Raw genomic sequence first — 15,345 nt, forward strand, 5'->3', positions numbered from 1 at the left:
ATTTAAGTCAGCAGCGCTCCCTTTGTCAAGGCATCTCCAGGGACGTTGTTTATCTGTTGCGCTTAAAACATATTTGTGCTAACTGTATCCGCATGCCGAGAACTGCGCGATTAGATATTCCAGATATCCTCCAGCACGTCATGGTGCGCGGTGTCAATCGCGGCGATATTTTCGTCGACGATGATGACCGGCGAAAATTCCTCAACCGTCTTTCGCAATTGCTGGTGGAGACGCAGACGGTGTGTTTTGCCTGGGCGCTTATGCCCAACCATCTTCACCTGTTGCTGCGTCCGGGCGCGCGCGGTCTTTCGCATCTCATGCGGCGGCTTTTGACCGGTTACGCCATCTATTTTAATCGTCGGCATGAGCGTTCGGGGCATTTGTTCCAGAATCGCTACCAGTCTATCGTCTGCGACGAAAACGCCTACCTGCTTGAACTCATCCGCTATATTCATCTCAACCCTCTGCGTGCGGCAGTGGTCAATGATCTGGAAGCCTTGGATCTCTATCCTTGGACGGGGCACAGGATTCTGATGGGGCAGGGCGAATTCGCCGGTCAGGTGGTTGATGAAGTGCTGGGGTTGTTTGCCGAGGAACGGTCGCGGGGGCGCGAGAAGTATCGTGAGTTTGTCGCCGATGGGCTCGACATGGGGCGGCGCGCGGAGTTGGTCGGCAAACGGGCTGGCGGTGATGAGCGCGCGGAAGGCGACGTCCTCAAGGATCAACGAATCCTTGGCGATGAGAAATTTCTGGAAAAGCTGCGTGAACAAAAGGCTTTTGCCGTTCAACCGGTCGCGCGCGCACCTGTCGAGGACATTGTGCGGCGGGTCTGTGAGTATTACGGTGTCGATCCAGCGGATATTGGGAAAAACATCCGGACAACGCAGATCGCCAAAGCGCGCAGCGTCGTTTGTTTTCTTGCCGTCCGTGAGGCGGGGCACAGTGGCGTCCGGGTTGGTGAGCAAGTCAACCTGGGACGGGCCGGGGTGAGTCGCGCGGCGGTACGGGGCGCCGAGGTTGTGCGGAAAAATTTGGGTCTCTTGGGATTAGTTGACGGGTAAACAACGTCCCCGGGATCGTCGGGTAATCGCCTCGGGCCTGATTGGCGGAGGCGATTGTTGGTTCAGAATCTGAGAAACAGGCCTGCGTAGGGTCCGACGAGTTGGGTGTCGAGATAGACGTCGTTTTCGTCGATCTGCAGTTCGAAGTGGCGATAGCCGGCGAATGCACCGAAAAAGGGCACCGGTGAAAATTCGACCTGGACATCGGCATCAAGAAAGCTGTTGTCGGCGTATTCGATATAGCCGATTCTGGCGGCTACGCCAAGAAAGTCGGCCAGCGCGATGCGCGCGCGAGCGCCAATGGTCGGCAGTGGCGCCGTGACGGAAACTCTCTCGCTTTGTCCGGCCTGCGGAGAGGTCAGGGACAGGTCGGCGTCCACAACCTTGACGGCGATTTCCGGACCGAGTTGGATGCGCACCGGCAGGTTGTCGAAATTGATCAGGTACCAGGTCAATCCGACATCATAAAAATCGATGTCCACGTCACTGCGTGCTTGGACGTTTTCTTCAAAGAGCGTGTTATTGAAGACGATGTCGCGCTGTAAAACGCCATCGCCGCTGAATCTCAAGGGCATATAGCCGGCCGACAGGCGAAAGTTGCCCAGTTGCAGGGCCGCTTCAAGGGTGATGTTTTTGCTGTCGTCGAGATTGAGATCCTTTTCCATGTCGATGCGGGTGCCGGTACCGCCGGTGTTTCCGGCGAACTGTCCGCTGGGACTCAGGACCAGGTAGCCGCCTTTGACGGAAATTAATTCATCGGCCGTAGCGGGGATTGCCGCCAACAGCAAGACCAGGCTCAAGGCGAGCGTGGAATAAGCGAAGCGCATCATGGGTCGTCTCCTTGTCATCAGTGAATTGCAGCGTTGATCTGCAATACTCGCACCATAAAAAAAGAGCCTGCGCAATTGGGCAGGCTCTTGAAGTCTTGGGAGAAAACCGAGGCTCTGTGGGAGGCGCTCGCGTTTCAGTCAGAGGCGGTTTGGCTATATGACGGTTAAATCCTTTTCCCGTGCCCTTTTTCGGCAGGCTTATCTTTTTCCCCTTCATCCCGCGCAATCAGCCATCCCTTAAACTTCTCCAGCAGTGACCAGCGTCCCGCCTGATCCAGATAGGAGTACATCACCGGCAGCACCGCCAGGGTGAGAAAGGTGGAGGAAAGCAGCCCGCCGGTAATGGCGACGGCCATGGGTTGGCGGCTTTCGCTGCCTTCGCCAAAGCCGATGGCGACGGGCAGCACCCCGGCAATGGTGGAGATGGCGGTCATGAGAATCGGCCTCAGGCGCGTGGCGCCGGCTTCGACCAGGGCGTCGTGAACGTCCATGCCTTTACGCCGCAACTGGTTGGTGTAGTCGATGAGCAGGATGCCGTTTTTGGTGACCAGACCAATGAGCAGCACCAGACCGATCATGGAAAACAGGTTGAAGGTGTTGCCCATGATCCAGAGCAGCCCGAAAGCGCCGAGGAAGGACAGGGGCAGGCCCATCATGATGGCAAAGGGCTGAGAGAAACTTTCGAATTGAGCGGCCAGCACCATGTAGGTGAGCAGGATTGCCAGCAGAAAGGCGAACAGGATGTACTGGCCGGTTTCCTGAAAGGTTTCGGCGGCGCCGGAGAATTTGGTGGTGTAGCCTTCGGGGAGAATTTCGCCGGCGATGGCCATGACCTCGGGCATGGCGGCGCCAAGGACTTTGCCGCCTTCGAGGTTGGCATAGACGGTGGCTGAGCGCTGGCGGTCGAGGCGGTTGATAACGCTGGGGCCGACACCTTCCTCGATGCTGGCGAAATTGCTGATGTCGCGCAGCGTGCCGTCGCCGCCGCGAAGGAAAATGCGTTCGATGTCGGTGGGCAGCACGCGTTGTTCGGCCAGCAGGCGCAGACGTACGTCGTAACTGCGACCGCCTTCGCGATAGGTCGCGACGTCGACGCCGCCGAGCAGCGCACCGACGGCGGTGGCAATGTCGCGCGCGCTGATACCGGCTTCAGCGGCCTTTTCCCGGTCGATGCGCACCCGCACTTCGGGTTTTCCGATTTCCAGGTCGCGGGTGATGCCCGAATACCCTGCGGTTTCTTCGAGACGATTCATGACCTCGCGCGATATGCGGTCAATCTCGCCGAGATCAGGGCCTTGGATGACGAACTGGATGTCCTCGTTGCGCTGACCGCCGCCCAGGGGCGAGATGGGCGTGGCGCTGCCGCGCACATCGGGCATCTGGCGCAGGATCTGGCGTACTTCGGTCTGAATCTCGCGCTGCGTGCGCTCACGTTCGCTTTTCGGCACCAGGGTGACGAAGGCGGTGGCGCGGTTGGCACCGCCCCAACCGGTGAAGCTAAAGAAATGGCTGATCTCGGGAATTTCGCGCATGCGCTCTTCGGCCCGCTGCATGACCTCGTCGGTCTTGTCGACGGCGTAGGACAGGGGCGTTTGCAGGCGCACCACGAAGCGGCTCTGATCCTCTTCGGTGATGAATTCCTTGCCGAGGATGTTGAACATCCAGCCACCGGCGACCAGGGCGACCAGGGCCATCAGCATCACCAGCACCCGATGGGCGAGAAAGCGGCGCATCCAGCGCCGGTAAAAATCCGCCGCCCAGGCCATGACGCGATCGAATACACGGAAAACCTGCAGGTTGGGCGACCCGCGCTTGAGGAAACGCGAACTGAGCATGGGCACCAGGGTCAGGGCGACAAAGGTCGAGCAGGCGATGGCAAAGGCCACGGTGACGGAGAATTCAAAGAAGAAGCGGCCGATCATTCCGCCCATGAAGGCGACTGGAAGAAAAACGCCGGCCATGGCCAGGGTCGTGGAGATGATGGCGAAGCCGATCTCCTTTGAGCCATCGTATGCGGCGAGCATCGGCCCTTTGTCCAAGGCCGTGCGGTGGCGGAAGATGTTTTCCACCATGACAATGGCGTCGTCGATGACCAGACCCACCGCAAGCACCAGGGCGAGCATGCTCATGTTGTTCATGGTAAAGCCCATGGCGTACATGCAGGCGAAGGTGGCAATGATAGAGGTCGGTATGGCGATGGCGCTGATGATGGTGGTGCGGATGTTCTGCAAAAACAGTAGGATGACAAACGCCGCGGCGAGTCCGCCGAGCACCAGTTGAAATTTAATCTCGTCGATGGATTGCTCGATGAAGCGCGTGGTGTCGGTGGCCACATGAATGGCCATGCCCTCGGGCAGTCCGGCGCGGATTTCGGGCAGCAGGGCGCGCACCTCGCGGGCGATGGCCACCTCGTTGGCGCCCGAGCGCGGGGTGATGCCCAGGGCTGCGGTACGCTCGACGCCATCACGATTGGTGAAGCGTCCCGCTGGACGGTCTTCGGTGCGGCCTGCTTCGGCGTAGCCGAGTTGGCCGAGACGCACCGGGGTGCCGCCGCGATGAGCGACAATGACGTTGTTGAATTCCTCGGGCGTTTCGAATTCGCCGACGGTGCGAATCAAAAATTCTTTTTCGGCCGATTCGATCTTGCCGCCCGGCACTTCCACATGCTGGCGGCGAATGGCATCGATCACTTCGTCGACGCCGATGCCGTAAGCCGCCAATCGCTCGCGCAGAAGGCGGACATGAACCTGTTTTTCGCGGGCGCCGCCAAGGCGCACCTCGCCCACGCCGTCGATTTTCTGCAGGATCGGGCGTACCTGCTCGTTGGCCAACAGGGTCAGATCCTCGATGGCGCGCTGGCCCGTTACCGCCAGCCACATGATGGGCTGGGCGTTGATGTCGAGCTTGTCCACCACCGGCACGTCGGCATCGCTCGGCAGGCGCCGCAGGCGCGCGGAGACCTTGTCGCGCACCTCCTGGGCGGCGATATCGAGATCCTTGTGCAACTCGAATTCCACGGTAATCCGTGAACGGCCTTCCATGCTCTGCGAGATAATGTGCTTGATGCCGCTCACGCCGGCGATGGCGTCTTCGAGCTGATCGGTTATTTCATTGTCGACTTCCTCGGGGCGCGCGTTGTCCCACACCGTGGTCACGGTGACCATGGGATAGTCGACATCGGGAAACAGAGACACGCCGAGCCGCGAGAGGCCGATGAGGCCGAAAATCACCAGGGCGGCGACCAGCATGGTCGCGGTCACCGGCCGCTTGATGGAGATGTGGGACAGGAACATAAACGATCCTTTTACTGCCGGGGTGTCACGGTTTGTGGAGCGACGCGCATGCCGTCGCGCGCCGCGAACTTGCCTTCGAGGATCACCGGCGCGCCAGGCGCCAGATCGCCTTCAAGCACCTGTGCCCAATTGGCGGTGATGCGCCCCAGGCGAATCGGAACACGTCGCGCCAGGTTGTCCTCTACGGTATATACGTAGGTGTCTTCCTCGGTGCGGATGACGCTCTCCCAGGGCACAGTAAGAGCCTGCTCGAAGACGTCGGTGATCACTTCGACCCGCGCGAACATGCCGGGACTGAGCAGGCGCTCGGCGTTGTCGATCTGGGCTTTGACCTGAAAGGTGCGTGTGCTGATGTCGATCCGCGGGGCGATAAAGCTGATAACACCTTCAAACACTTGCTGCGGATAGGCGGCGACGCGCAGACTGACCCCCTGGCCGAGGGAGAGTTTGGGTTTGAGTGCCTCGGGCACCTGGAAGGAGATCTCCAGAGGGTCGAGATCGACCACGCTCACCACCGCATCGCCGGGGCGCAGGTAGTCGCCGACCCCCAGGGTGCGCGCGCCGACCACCCCGGCAAAGGGTGCGCGAATACGAGTGTCGGCCAAGCGGGTGCGTTCCTGGGCGAGATTGGCCTGCACGCCGTCGATCTGTGAGCGCGTTTCGAGGATTTCCGTTTCGAGGTTGTCGAATTGCAGTTGCGAAATCAGGTTGCGCTCAACCAGGGGGCGATTGCGCTCCAGGGTGCGAAGCTGGTTGTGCAGGCGTGCGTTGAGTTCGGCCATGCGCGCCTGCAGGCTGAGGATGGCGGCTTCGATACGCTCGCTGTCGAGTTGCACCAGCAAATCGCCGCGTGCCACCTCGCGGCCTTCCTGAAATGCGATGTTGACCACGCGCCCTTCGCTCTCAGCGCGCAGAGTCACGTCCTGGTTTGCCGCCAGGGTACCGACCTGCTCCAGGATCAGTTCAACCCTGCGGGTCTGCGCTTCGCCGAGTATCACCGGCACCGCAGGTGATTCTTGCCGCACGTCCTGGGTGTCACTGTCGCTGCAGCCGGTCGACAGAACTGCCACAGCGACGAGGAGCAACAGGGGCAGCCGGATTCGATCAGTTTTGAACATGAACCATCTCCTTCAACGCAGGGTCGTGCAGAATGCCGTGACGTTCGAGGTTGGTCCCCATGGCGCGGTAGAGACCGGCCAGCCCCTGGTGATAGTCGATCCGCGCATTGGTCTTGCGCACCCGCGCTTCGATGACATTGTCTTGAAAATCAAGAATGCGGAAGGTGTCCGAGAGCCCTTCTCGCAGCCGCTCCGTTTCCTGGGATAGCGTGGTGTCGGCCAGTTGCTGGAAGCGATCGGCTACCTGCACCCGTTCAAAGCTGCGTACCACGGCGGTGAGCGCATTGCGGATTTCGGCCTCCATGGTGTTCTCCAGGTCCTTCAGGCCGTAGATGGCCTGCCGCTGTTCATGGCCGGCGCGCCGATGCCGTGCTTCGGCGGCGCGGTTGCCCAGGGGGTAGATCAGACGCACTCCGGTGAACCATTCATAGCCGTCGCCCCGGCTCATGCGGTCGAGGGATTGCCAGTAGTCGCCGCGATTGGGATTGCCTTGGTTGCCGTCGGTAAAGGCGACGGCGCGTTCTTCACCCGAGAGGCCATTGATGCCGAAGGTCGCCTCCAAATCAAGGCGCGGCAGTTTCTGGTTGGCAAAAAATTCCAGGCGGATGTTGCGGTCGGTGACCTCGAGTTGTTGGCGCTTGAAATCCGGTCGTGCCGCCAGGGCCGTGGCCAGTGCTTCATCGGCCTCGGGCCAGTCATGGTCGATGGCCTCCAGGGGGTCGGTGGCGGGCTCGATCATGGCCAGAGGATCGCCGCGACCAATGGCCAGAAGCTGTCTGAGCCGATGGGCCGCCGCTTCAGCCTGCTGGCGGGCAAACACCACCTGCTCATCGCGCCCGGCAATGGCTGTTTCGGCTTCCTGCACCTCGGTGACCGGGACAATGCCCGCTTCGAATCGCTCCCGGTTGGCCTCAAGCAGCTCGCGTGCAAGTTCGCGGGCTTCGATGCGCAGTTGCAGAATCTCCAGAGTGCGGCTCAGGTCGAAGTAGGCAAGCTCAATCTGCTCAACCAGCCGCTGGGCCTGATCGAGATAGTCGAGACGTGCCTGGCGCAGACGGTTGTCGGCGAGACGCAGGTCGGTCGTGTTCACCTTGGTGCCGAAATCGCGCAACAGCGGTTGGTTGAGGTCGAGAAAGAGAAAGGAGCGGTACTGGGGATTGAGGCCTTCCACCGTTGAATTGGTGCTCAGGCGCGCAGTCTCCAGGCTCAGGCGTGCATCCAGGCCGCTATGGAATTCCTTGCTCAGCGAGGCTGCGGCGCCGTGATCGCGGCGCCGTGCATAGTCGTCGCCGGCCAGAGCCGAGGCGTTGGGGGTGCGCTGCGAACTGGTGCTGAGCCGTGCCTGGGTCACGGGGTCAAAGCGCGCATCCTCGGTGATGACGTCCTGTTCGCCGATGGGGATGTTGAGCTGCTCCATGAGCAGGTTGAAGTTGCGCTCCAGGCCGCGCGTCAAAGCCTCCTGCAAAGACAGGTGCTCCGCGGTGACCTCAGCGGTCGCGGCCAGGCTCGGGCTGCCCAGCAGGATCAACAGAATCGTGAGTATTCGCAGCATGAACCAAAATCCCTGTGTGATGAAAAGGTCAAAACCGCCCGCCTTCAGCCGGTCGGATCGAGGGCACGCAGGCAAAAAGCCACCGCCGCCTCGCTGAGATCGGGTACGTCGAGGGGACTGAGCAGTTGCTGGCGGGTCAATCCGGAGAGCAGTCCGCGCAGCAGCAAGGCAGTGGCCCCGGGGTCGCCGACCTGCAAGGAGCCATCGCGGGCGCCGCGGGCCAGACAGTCCTGCAAGAGCGCAATCATGCGCAATATTTGCTCTCTGACCAGGATGCGTTGCGGGCAGTCGTCCCGCAGCAGATGGCAGGGAAAATCGCGGATCAGCACCAGCAGTTGTTGGGTGTTGTCGCCGAGAAAACGAAAGTGAAAGCGCAGCATCTTCTCAAGGGTGATCCGACCGCTTTCGGCAGCGTCCAGGGCCTTTTCCAGTCCCGCCAGATAGGGAGTCATGATGTCCGTGAAAACTTCCAGCAGTACCCCCTCTTTGGATTTGAAGTGATAGAACAGGGTGCCCTGAGCGACGCCGGCGCGCGCGGCTATTTCGGCGGTGCAGGTTTCGTTGAAACCTTTTTCGGCAAAGAGATCGGTCGCTGCGAGGAGGATGGCGCTTTTGCGTGACATGAGGGGCCTCTTGGACTGAGTGACTGGTCAGTCAGTATGGTGAATGGATACCGTTCCTGTCAACAATTTCCGGTCCGCCGATAAAAAAAGCCCGCCTCTCTATAGAGGCGGGCCCTGAGAATTGCCGGCACAGAGCGGCTCAGGCGTCGGTTTCGTAATAGGTGTAGCCGCGCAGGCTGGCAGAGAAGCGTTCGAGAATCTCCTGGCGCTCGCGCACGCTGATGGCGCCACGGCGCACCGCCTTTTCCGCGGTATCGCGAAAACGCTCGAAGATGTCTTTGGGATTGTACTGCACGTAGCCGAGAATATCGGCGATGCTGTCCCCCTGGATTTCGCGGGTGACATCGAAGCTGCCGTCCTCATTGACACGAATGCTCACGACGTTGGTGTCGCCGAAGAGGTTGTGCAGATCGCCCAGGGTTTCCTGGTAAGCGCCGACCAGAAAAGCGCCGAGATAGTAATCTTCATCAGCCTTGATGGGGTGCAGGGGCAGGGTGTTGCGGGTGCCGTGAAGGTCGATGAAATGGTCGATGCGCCCGTCGCTGTCGCAGGTGATATCGGCGATGATGGCTTCGCGCGTCGGTCGTTCGTTGAGGCGGTGAATGGGCATCACGGGAAACACCTGATCGATGGCCCAGGCGTCGGGCAGCGACTGGAAGATGCTCAGGTTGCCGTAATAGATATCGGCCAACTGCTCACGCAGGCCTTCGAGTTCCGGCGGCATTTCGTCGGCATCTTCGAGGGAGACCACGATGCGCCGGAAGATTTCCAGCACCAGGTTTTCCGCCAGGGCGCGCGACCGCAGAGAAATCTGGCCGCGCTTGAACAGTTCGCGAATTTCATCGCGATAAAAAACCGTGTTGTTGTAGCTTTGCTGGATTTTGGCGGGTTTGAAGCGCTCCAGCACGCTGTACAGGCTGTGGACCAGGGTGTGCTCTTCTTCTGCCGGGGCCTGTTCCAGAGGTGCGGGTTCGAAGTAGGTGACATCGAAAATGTTGAACAACAACAGCGAATAATAGGCGACCGTGGAACGCCCCGACTCGGTGACGATGGTCGGGTGGGCGACTTCCTGGGCGTCGAGACTCTGCATGATGACCTCGACGACGTCGGCGCAGTATTCATCCATGCTGTAGTTCATGGACAGTACGTTGTTGGTTTTTGAGCCAAGATAGTCGACCGCGAGACCGCCCCCGAGGTCGAGAAAGCCCATGGGCGCGCCTTCCTGCACCAGGTTGATGTAATAACGGCAGGCTTCCATGACCGCCTGGCGGATATCGCGGATGTTGGGAATCTGCGAGCCCAGATGGCAGTGCAGCAGTTGCAGGCAGTCGAGGAGGTTGTGTTCCTTGAGGGCATCGACGATCTCGATGAGCTGGCTGGTACTTAAGCCGAAAATGCTGCGATCGCCGCTGGTCTTGTTCCAGTGACCGCCGACGGTGGTGGCCAGCTTGGCGCGCACACCGATCAACGGGCGGATGCCCAGGGCGTGGCTGCGCTCAAGGATGATGGGCAACTCCGTCGGAGTTTCGATGACGAACACGCAGCGGTAGCCGAGCTTGCGCGCGCGCAGGCCGAGATCGATAAATTCGGGATCCTTGTAGCCGTTGCACACGATCAGCCCTTCGCTGCCGGCGAGGGCCGAAAGCGCGACGATGAGTTCAGCTTTACTGCCCGCTTCCAGCCCGTGGTTGTAACGCGCGCCGAAGCGGGCGATTTCCTCGATGACGTTGCGCTGCTGGTTGACCTTGATGGGAAAGACCCCCTGGTAGATGCCGCGGTATCCCTGTTGCGCGATGGCGGCGCGAAAGGATTCGTTGAGCAGGGCGATCTGGCTGTCGAGCAGGTTTTCGATACGCAGCAGCACGGGCATCTGCAAGTCGCGCTGGTTGACGCCGGCGACAATATCCATGAGCGACACGCGAACATCGCCGGAGGGAAAAGCCACCTTGACGGCGACATCACCCTTTTCCGTCACATCGAAATAGCCGGCGCTCCAATCATGGATGCGGTACAGCCGCGCGGAATCTTCATGGGTCCAGGAAGGGGCGGTTTTGGGGGTCATGGGCAAAGCTCTCCTTCGGCGCGGGCCGGCCCGCATTGCCGGATACTATGGATTAAGCGGCGGCGTCGCCGCCTTTGACCTGATAGAGATGGACGTCGCGCTGCGGGAAGGGAATGGAGATATCTTCCGCGTCGAAGCGCTCCTTGATGGTTTTGTTGAGATGGAAAAACAGGGGCCAGTAATCGCCCGATTTCACCCAGGGGCGTACCGCGAAATCGATACTGCTTTCGCCCAGGGCCAAGACCTCGATGGTTGGCGCCGGCTCTTCGAGCACGCGCTCGTCCTGGCTCAAAATGTCTTTGAGAACGGCCTTGACCTTGTTCAGGTCGTCATTGTAGCTGACTCCCACCACCAGATCGACGCGCCGGGTTTCTTTGGCCGAAAAGTTGGTGATGCTGCCGTTGGTGATCTGGTTGTTGGGGATGATGATTTGTTTGTTGTCGGGGGTACGCATCCTGGTGGTGAAGATCTCAATATCCTCAACGGTTCCCATGGTCCCGCCGGCGTCGATGAAGTCACCGACTTTGAAAGGTTTGAAGATGATCATCAGGATGCCGGCGGCAAAGTTGGCCAGCGAACCCTGCAAGGCCAGGCCGATGGCCAGACCCGCGGCACCGAGAATGGCGATGAATGAGGTGGTTTGGATGCCGAGTTGATTGAGAGAGGCGATGATCACCATCACCATGAGCAGAGCGTAGGTCATGTTGCCGGCGAAGGACACCAGGGTCTCTTCAACCTTGGCCCGCCGCATGCCGGCGCGCAGGGAATTGCGCAACACACGCGCCAGAATGCGACCGATGATGAAGATCACGATGGCCATGAGGGCCATCAGACCCCATGCCTGGACCAGTTCGATGAGTTTATCCGTCGAAAATTCCATTCCATTTTCTCCTGGAAGCTTTGGGAAAACCTGACCGTCGAAGACGAATCCTCCGGCGGGAGTTGCCCGTTAAGAGAATGAGAAATTTATGCGTTCCATAGCACCACGGCGGCAAAGGCGCTGCCGATTTTTTCCACGCGGTGCTGAACGGCAAGGGAGCGGATTTCGCGAATATCCAGCCCGCGCAGGCGCATGGCTTCTTCGGCCATGCGGCGCACGATGGCTTCGATGTCTTCCTTGTGGCCGCGCGCGGAATATTCCATGATCACCCCGGGCTGCGCGGCATCGGCGGGATAGGCGACCGCCACGGCTGCGGAAATCACCTCGCCGGGCATCTCCGAGGTGATGGCGGCGTAGGCCGCCGGCACCAGCGCCCCGGAGGGCAGCACGGCGGGCGCGGAAAAACGGCAGGCCGGAGGCAGAACGGAGCTGATTTTAAGCAGGTTGGCGTGGCCGAGGCCGGCCGTCAGCAGGGCAGCGTCCAGGGAATTGAGCCGGGTGGGGGCTTCGGCGGAACCACAGGTGAAAAAGTGAAGGTTCGGCGTAGTGAACATAGGGTCGGCTCCTTCTGGGAACAGACTGGGGTTGCAAGGGCGGCAGAACCAGACTTTCTACGACGACGGCCCGCGGAAGTCAACAGAAAATGGCGGCCGTCTTGGATCGACGTGCAAGGACTTGACTTCGCTGACCATCGCGGTTTTACTCAAAAACCATACACCCCTCACTTCTCGATTCAACCCAGAAAGGAAAAAACCCTATGCAACCGGACAGGATCGGCTTTATCGGCGGCGGCAATATGGCCGAAGCCCTGCTCAAGGGGCTGACGGCGGGCACCTTCCCCGCGGAGCGCATCCTGGTAGCGGAGCCGCGCGAATCGCAGCGCCGCGCCCTGGAAAAAAAATACGGGGTCCGGGTGAGCGACGACAACCTTGAGGTTGCCCGGACGTGCGATGTTCTGATCCTCGCTGTCAAACCGCAACTGCTTGATGAGGTTCTGCCGCCCCTGGCCATGGCCGTGGGCAGCAAGACGCTGCTGCTGAGCATTCTTGCCGGTGTTACGACGGCCGCCCTTGAGGCCTGCTTCGATGGTTCGCCGCGGGTGGTGCGGGCCATGCCCAATACCCCCGCGCTGGTCGGGATAGGGGCGGCGGCGCTGTGCGCGGGACGTTATGCCACCCCGGATGATCTTTTGCTCAGCGAGCGTTTACTGGAATGTGTCGGCATGGTGCGGGTCGTTTCCGAAAAAGAAATGGATGCCGTCACGGGACTCTCGGGTTCGGGGCCCGCTTATGTCTATACTTTCATCGAGGCGCTGGCCGACGCCGGCGTCGAGCAGGGCCTGTCGCGTGAAGCGGCCCTGGCGCTGGCCGCGCAGACCGTGCACGGCGCCGCGCGCATGGTCCTCGAAACGGGCGAGCATCCCGCTCAGTTGCGTGACCGTGTGTGCAGTCCCGGTGGGACCACCATCGCCGGGGTCGCGGCCCTGGAAGAAGGCGGCTTGCGCGCCGCCCTGTTCGATGCGGTGCGCCGCGCCACCCGCCGCTCCCGGGAGTTGGGGGGAGGCTAAAGGGGGAAAGAGAACATAAGCAAAGGGGCGGCCGATGACGGCCGCCCCTTTGTCGTTAGAGACACACCCGCAGCACTTGGTTGAGATCGGTGATTCCCTGGAACACCTTATGGATGCCGTCCATGCGCAGAGTCGTCATGCCGTCGCGGATGGCCTGGTCGCGCAGCTCCTCGGCCATCACGCCTTTTTTGATGCCGGCGCGGATCGCCTCGCTGGTCGTGAGCAGTTCGTGAATGGCGATGCGGCCGCTGTAGCCGGTCTGGTGGCAGTCGCGGCAACCCACGGCGCGCATCAGGGTGAGGTCTTCACTGTAGGCGGGCATCCCGCGGGCCGCGAACCATTCTTCACCGTAGGCATGCACCAGATTGTCGTATTCCGCGCGGTTCGGGGTATAGGGCGCGCGGCACTGCACGCACAGGCGCCGCGCCAGACGCTGGGCGAGAATGCCGAGCATGGCGTCGGCGAAGTTGTAGGGGTCCATGCCCATCTCGATGAGGCGCACCACGGTCTCAGGGGCGCTGTTGGTGTGCAGGGTACTGAATACCAGATGGCCGGTCAGGGATGCTTCAATGGCGGTCTTCGCGGTTTCCGCGTCGCGCATTTCGCCGATCATGATGACATCGGGGTCGGCGCGCAGGAAGGAACGCAGCGCCTCCTTGAAACCGAAACCGATTTTCGCGTGTACCTGCACCTGGCGCAGTCCGCTCTGGGTGATTTCCACCGGGTCTTCCGCCGTCCAGATCTTGCGGTCGGGTTTGTTTATATGACCCAGGGCCGAGTGCAGGCTGGTGGTCTTGCCCGAACCGGTGGGACCGACGCACAGGATGATCCCGTAGGGCTTGGTTAGAATGCGCTCGAACTCTTCGATGTTGCTGTCGCTGAAGCCCATCTGATTCAGAGGCAGGGGTTTGGATGAGGCGAGGATGCGCAGCACCGCGTCTTCGTTGCCGCCTACCGTGGGGGTGATTTCGACGCGGTATTCGATTTTTTTACCTTCATAGCGCAGCAGGATTTTTCCGCTTTGCGGACGGCGATGTTCCGCGATGTCGAGCCGCGACATGATCTTGACGCGGGCGATGACCGCGTGACGATAGGCCGGGGAAATCTTGTGCACCACCTGGCAGACGCCGTCGATACGGTAGCGCACTCCCAGAGGCTGCTTGCCCAGGCCCGGCTCGAAATGAATGTCGGAGACGCCCTTTTTGTACCCGTCGATGAGAATCTTATTGACCAGATTGATGATCTGCGAATCGGACTCATTGAACTGCGAATCCTCGCCCTCTTCATTCTCGACTTCCGCGGCCTCGGAAAGTTCGCCGATCAGGTCACGCACCTGGCTTTCGGTCTTGACGTAGAAACTCTCCAGAGCCTGGGTGATCTGTTCGCTGCACGCGACCACCAACTCGATCTGCAGATCGCTGGTGAAACGCAGATTGTCGCCGATGGTGGGATCCGTGGGCTGGGAGGTCGCCACCGTCAGTACCCGACCGCGCACCTCGACGGGCAGCACCCGCATGCGCACCGCCACTTCGCGGGGCAGAGCCTCCAGGGCATCGGGGCTCGGCTCGAGGTTTTCGAGATCGATGAAACGCAGGCCGAATTTGGTCGCGAGGGCCGAAAGCAACTGCGTTTCGGTAATCAGGCCTTTTTCAATGAGCAGGGTGCCGATGCGCTTTTTCTTGCCCTTTTCCTGGGTGGACAAGGCTTCTTCGACCTGCTCGCGGGTCACCAGGCCGGCGGCGACAAGGATGTCGCCGACCCGTATATTCTTCGGGACTCGACCCATGTCGCCGCGCACTGTATCGACTTCGCGGTCGATGGTGCTCTGGGGGATGTGCTGCTGCTCCGCGATAATCTCTCCGACCCGACGGGTGCGCAGTTTCTGCTGTTCGAGCAGGGTCAGGTTCATGGTCTGTTCGTCGATGAGACCCTGGTCGCGCAGGATATTGCCGATGGGCCGTTCCTGGGGCTGGGTGCGAACGCCGTGAAAAGTGAAAAAAATGCTTTTGAAGGGGCTGTCGCGGTCAATGGGCAAGCCGTAAAAGCCCAGGGGATATTTTTCCCGGCCCATGACCTGAACACGGAATTTTTCTCCCGTGGCGGTTTCCACCTCCTCGGCGGGGTGCGCTCCGGCGTCGGATGCTGATGCGGCCTTACCGTGCAATTTGATGCAGCACAGATCATACAATGGATAGGCCAGGCGCAGATCCTGATCGGGCAGCGTGATTTCGATTTCATTTTCGCGCGGTTGAAAAGGACGGGCGAGCCGCGCCGCGGTTTCGCCGCCGTCCATGAATGTCAGTGTCAGGTTTTGCTCCATGGATACCTCGCATTCAGCCTGTTTGGTGGACGCACCTCG

11 protein-coding genes are annotated in these 15,345 nt (G+C 60.6%); 2 read left to right on the forward strand and 9 right to left on the reverse strand.

Annotated features, from left to right (window positions below):
- Window positions 1-92: 92 nt before the first annotated feature.
- Window positions 93-1,061: a transposase gene (locus tag GFER_RS04395; RefSeq protein ID WP_040096396.1), complete on the forward strand. Its 969-nt coding sequence runs from the start codon at window positions 93-95 to the stop codon at window positions 1,059-1,061.
- A 62-nt stretch (window positions 1,062-1,123) separates the two neighbouring features.
- Here GFER_RS04395 and GFER_RS04400 read toward each other — a convergent pair whose 3' ends face one another.
- The 8 genes from GFER_RS04400 to GFER_RS04435 form a co-directional block, all read right to left on the reverse strand.
- Window positions 1,124-1,891, reverse strand: a complete 768-nt coding sequence (locus GFER_RS04400; protein ID WP_052445952.1) for a porin family protein — start codon at window positions 1,889-1,891, stop codon at window positions 1,124-1,126.
- Between the two features lie 164 nt (window positions 1,892-2,055).
- On the reverse strand, window positions 2,056-5,184 hold the full coding sequence (locus GFER_RS04405) for an efflux RND transporter permease subunit (protein ID WP_052445953.1): 3,129 nt from the start codon (window positions 5,182-5,184) through the stop codon (window positions 2,056-2,058).
- A gap of 11 nt (window positions 5,185-5,195) precedes the next feature.
- Window positions 5,196-6,302, reverse strand: a complete 1,107-nt coding sequence (locus GFER_RS04410; RefSeq protein WP_040096398.1) for an efflux RND transporter periplasmic adaptor subunit — start codon at window positions 6,300-6,302, stop codon at window positions 5,196-5,198.
- Entirely contained in the window at window positions 6,289-7,854 is a 1,566-nt protein-coding gene (locus GFER_RS04415; protein ID WP_040096401.1) for a TolC family protein, read from the reverse strand. The genes GFER_RS04410 and GFER_RS04415 overlap by 14 nt, the downstream gene beginning before the upstream one ends.
- Before the next feature lie 44 nt (window positions 7,855-7,898).
- Window positions 7,899-8,477 carry a TetR/AcrR family transcriptional regulator gene (locus GFER_RS04420; RefSeq protein ID WP_040096403.1) on the reverse strand — a complete coding sequence of 193 codons (579 nt, stop codon included), beginning with the start codon at window positions 8,475-8,477 and terminating at the stop codon, window positions 7,899-7,901.
- 139 nt (window positions 8,478-8,616) lie between these two features.
- Window positions 8,617-10,539, reverse strand: coding sequence for a biosynthetic arginine decarboxylase (gene speA / locus GFER_RS04425; protein ID WP_040096405.1), 1,923 nt, complete (start codon window positions 10,537-10,539; stop codon window positions 8,617-8,619).
- Between the two features lie 52 nt (window positions 10,540-10,591).
- Entirely contained in the window at window positions 10,592-11,419 is an 828-nt protein-coding gene (locus GFER_RS04430) for a mechanosensitive ion channel family protein (RefSeq protein ID WP_040096407.1), read from the reverse strand.
- A gap of 86 nt (window positions 11,420-11,505) precedes the next feature.
- The gene (locus GFER_RS04435) at window positions 11,506-11,973 is read right to left on the reverse strand and encodes a pyruvoyl-dependent arginine decarboxylase (RefSeq protein WP_040096410.1); all 468 of its coding nucleotides are present in this window, start codon (window positions 11,971-11,973) and stop codon (window positions 11,506-11,508) included.
- 203 nt (window positions 11,974-12,176) lie between these two features.
- Between GFER_RS04435 and proC the strand changes: the two genes are divergently transcribed.
- Window positions 12,177-12,986: a pyrroline-5-carboxylate reductase gene (proC, locus tag GFER_RS04440; protein WP_040096413.1), complete on the forward strand. Its 810-nt coding sequence runs from the start codon at window positions 12,177-12,179 to the stop codon at window positions 12,984-12,986.
- Window positions 12,987-13,041: 55 nt separating this feature from the next.
- Here proC and GFER_RS04445 read toward each other — a convergent pair whose 3' ends face one another.
- Window positions 13,042-15,306 (reverse strand): GspE/PulE family protein, encoded by a 2,265-nt coding sequence (locus GFER_RS04445; RefSeq protein ID WP_139172033.1) that lies wholly within the window; start codon window positions 15,304-15,306, stop codon window positions 13,042-13,044.
- Window positions 15,307-15,345 lie beyond the last annotated feature (39 nt).

This window comes from Geoalkalibacter ferrihydriticus DSM 17813 (assembly GCF_000820505.1).
Classification (GTDB): domain Bacteria; phylum Desulfobacterota; class Desulfuromonadia; order Desulfuromonadales; family Geoalkalibacteraceae; genus Geoalkalibacter; species Geoalkalibacter ferrihydriticus.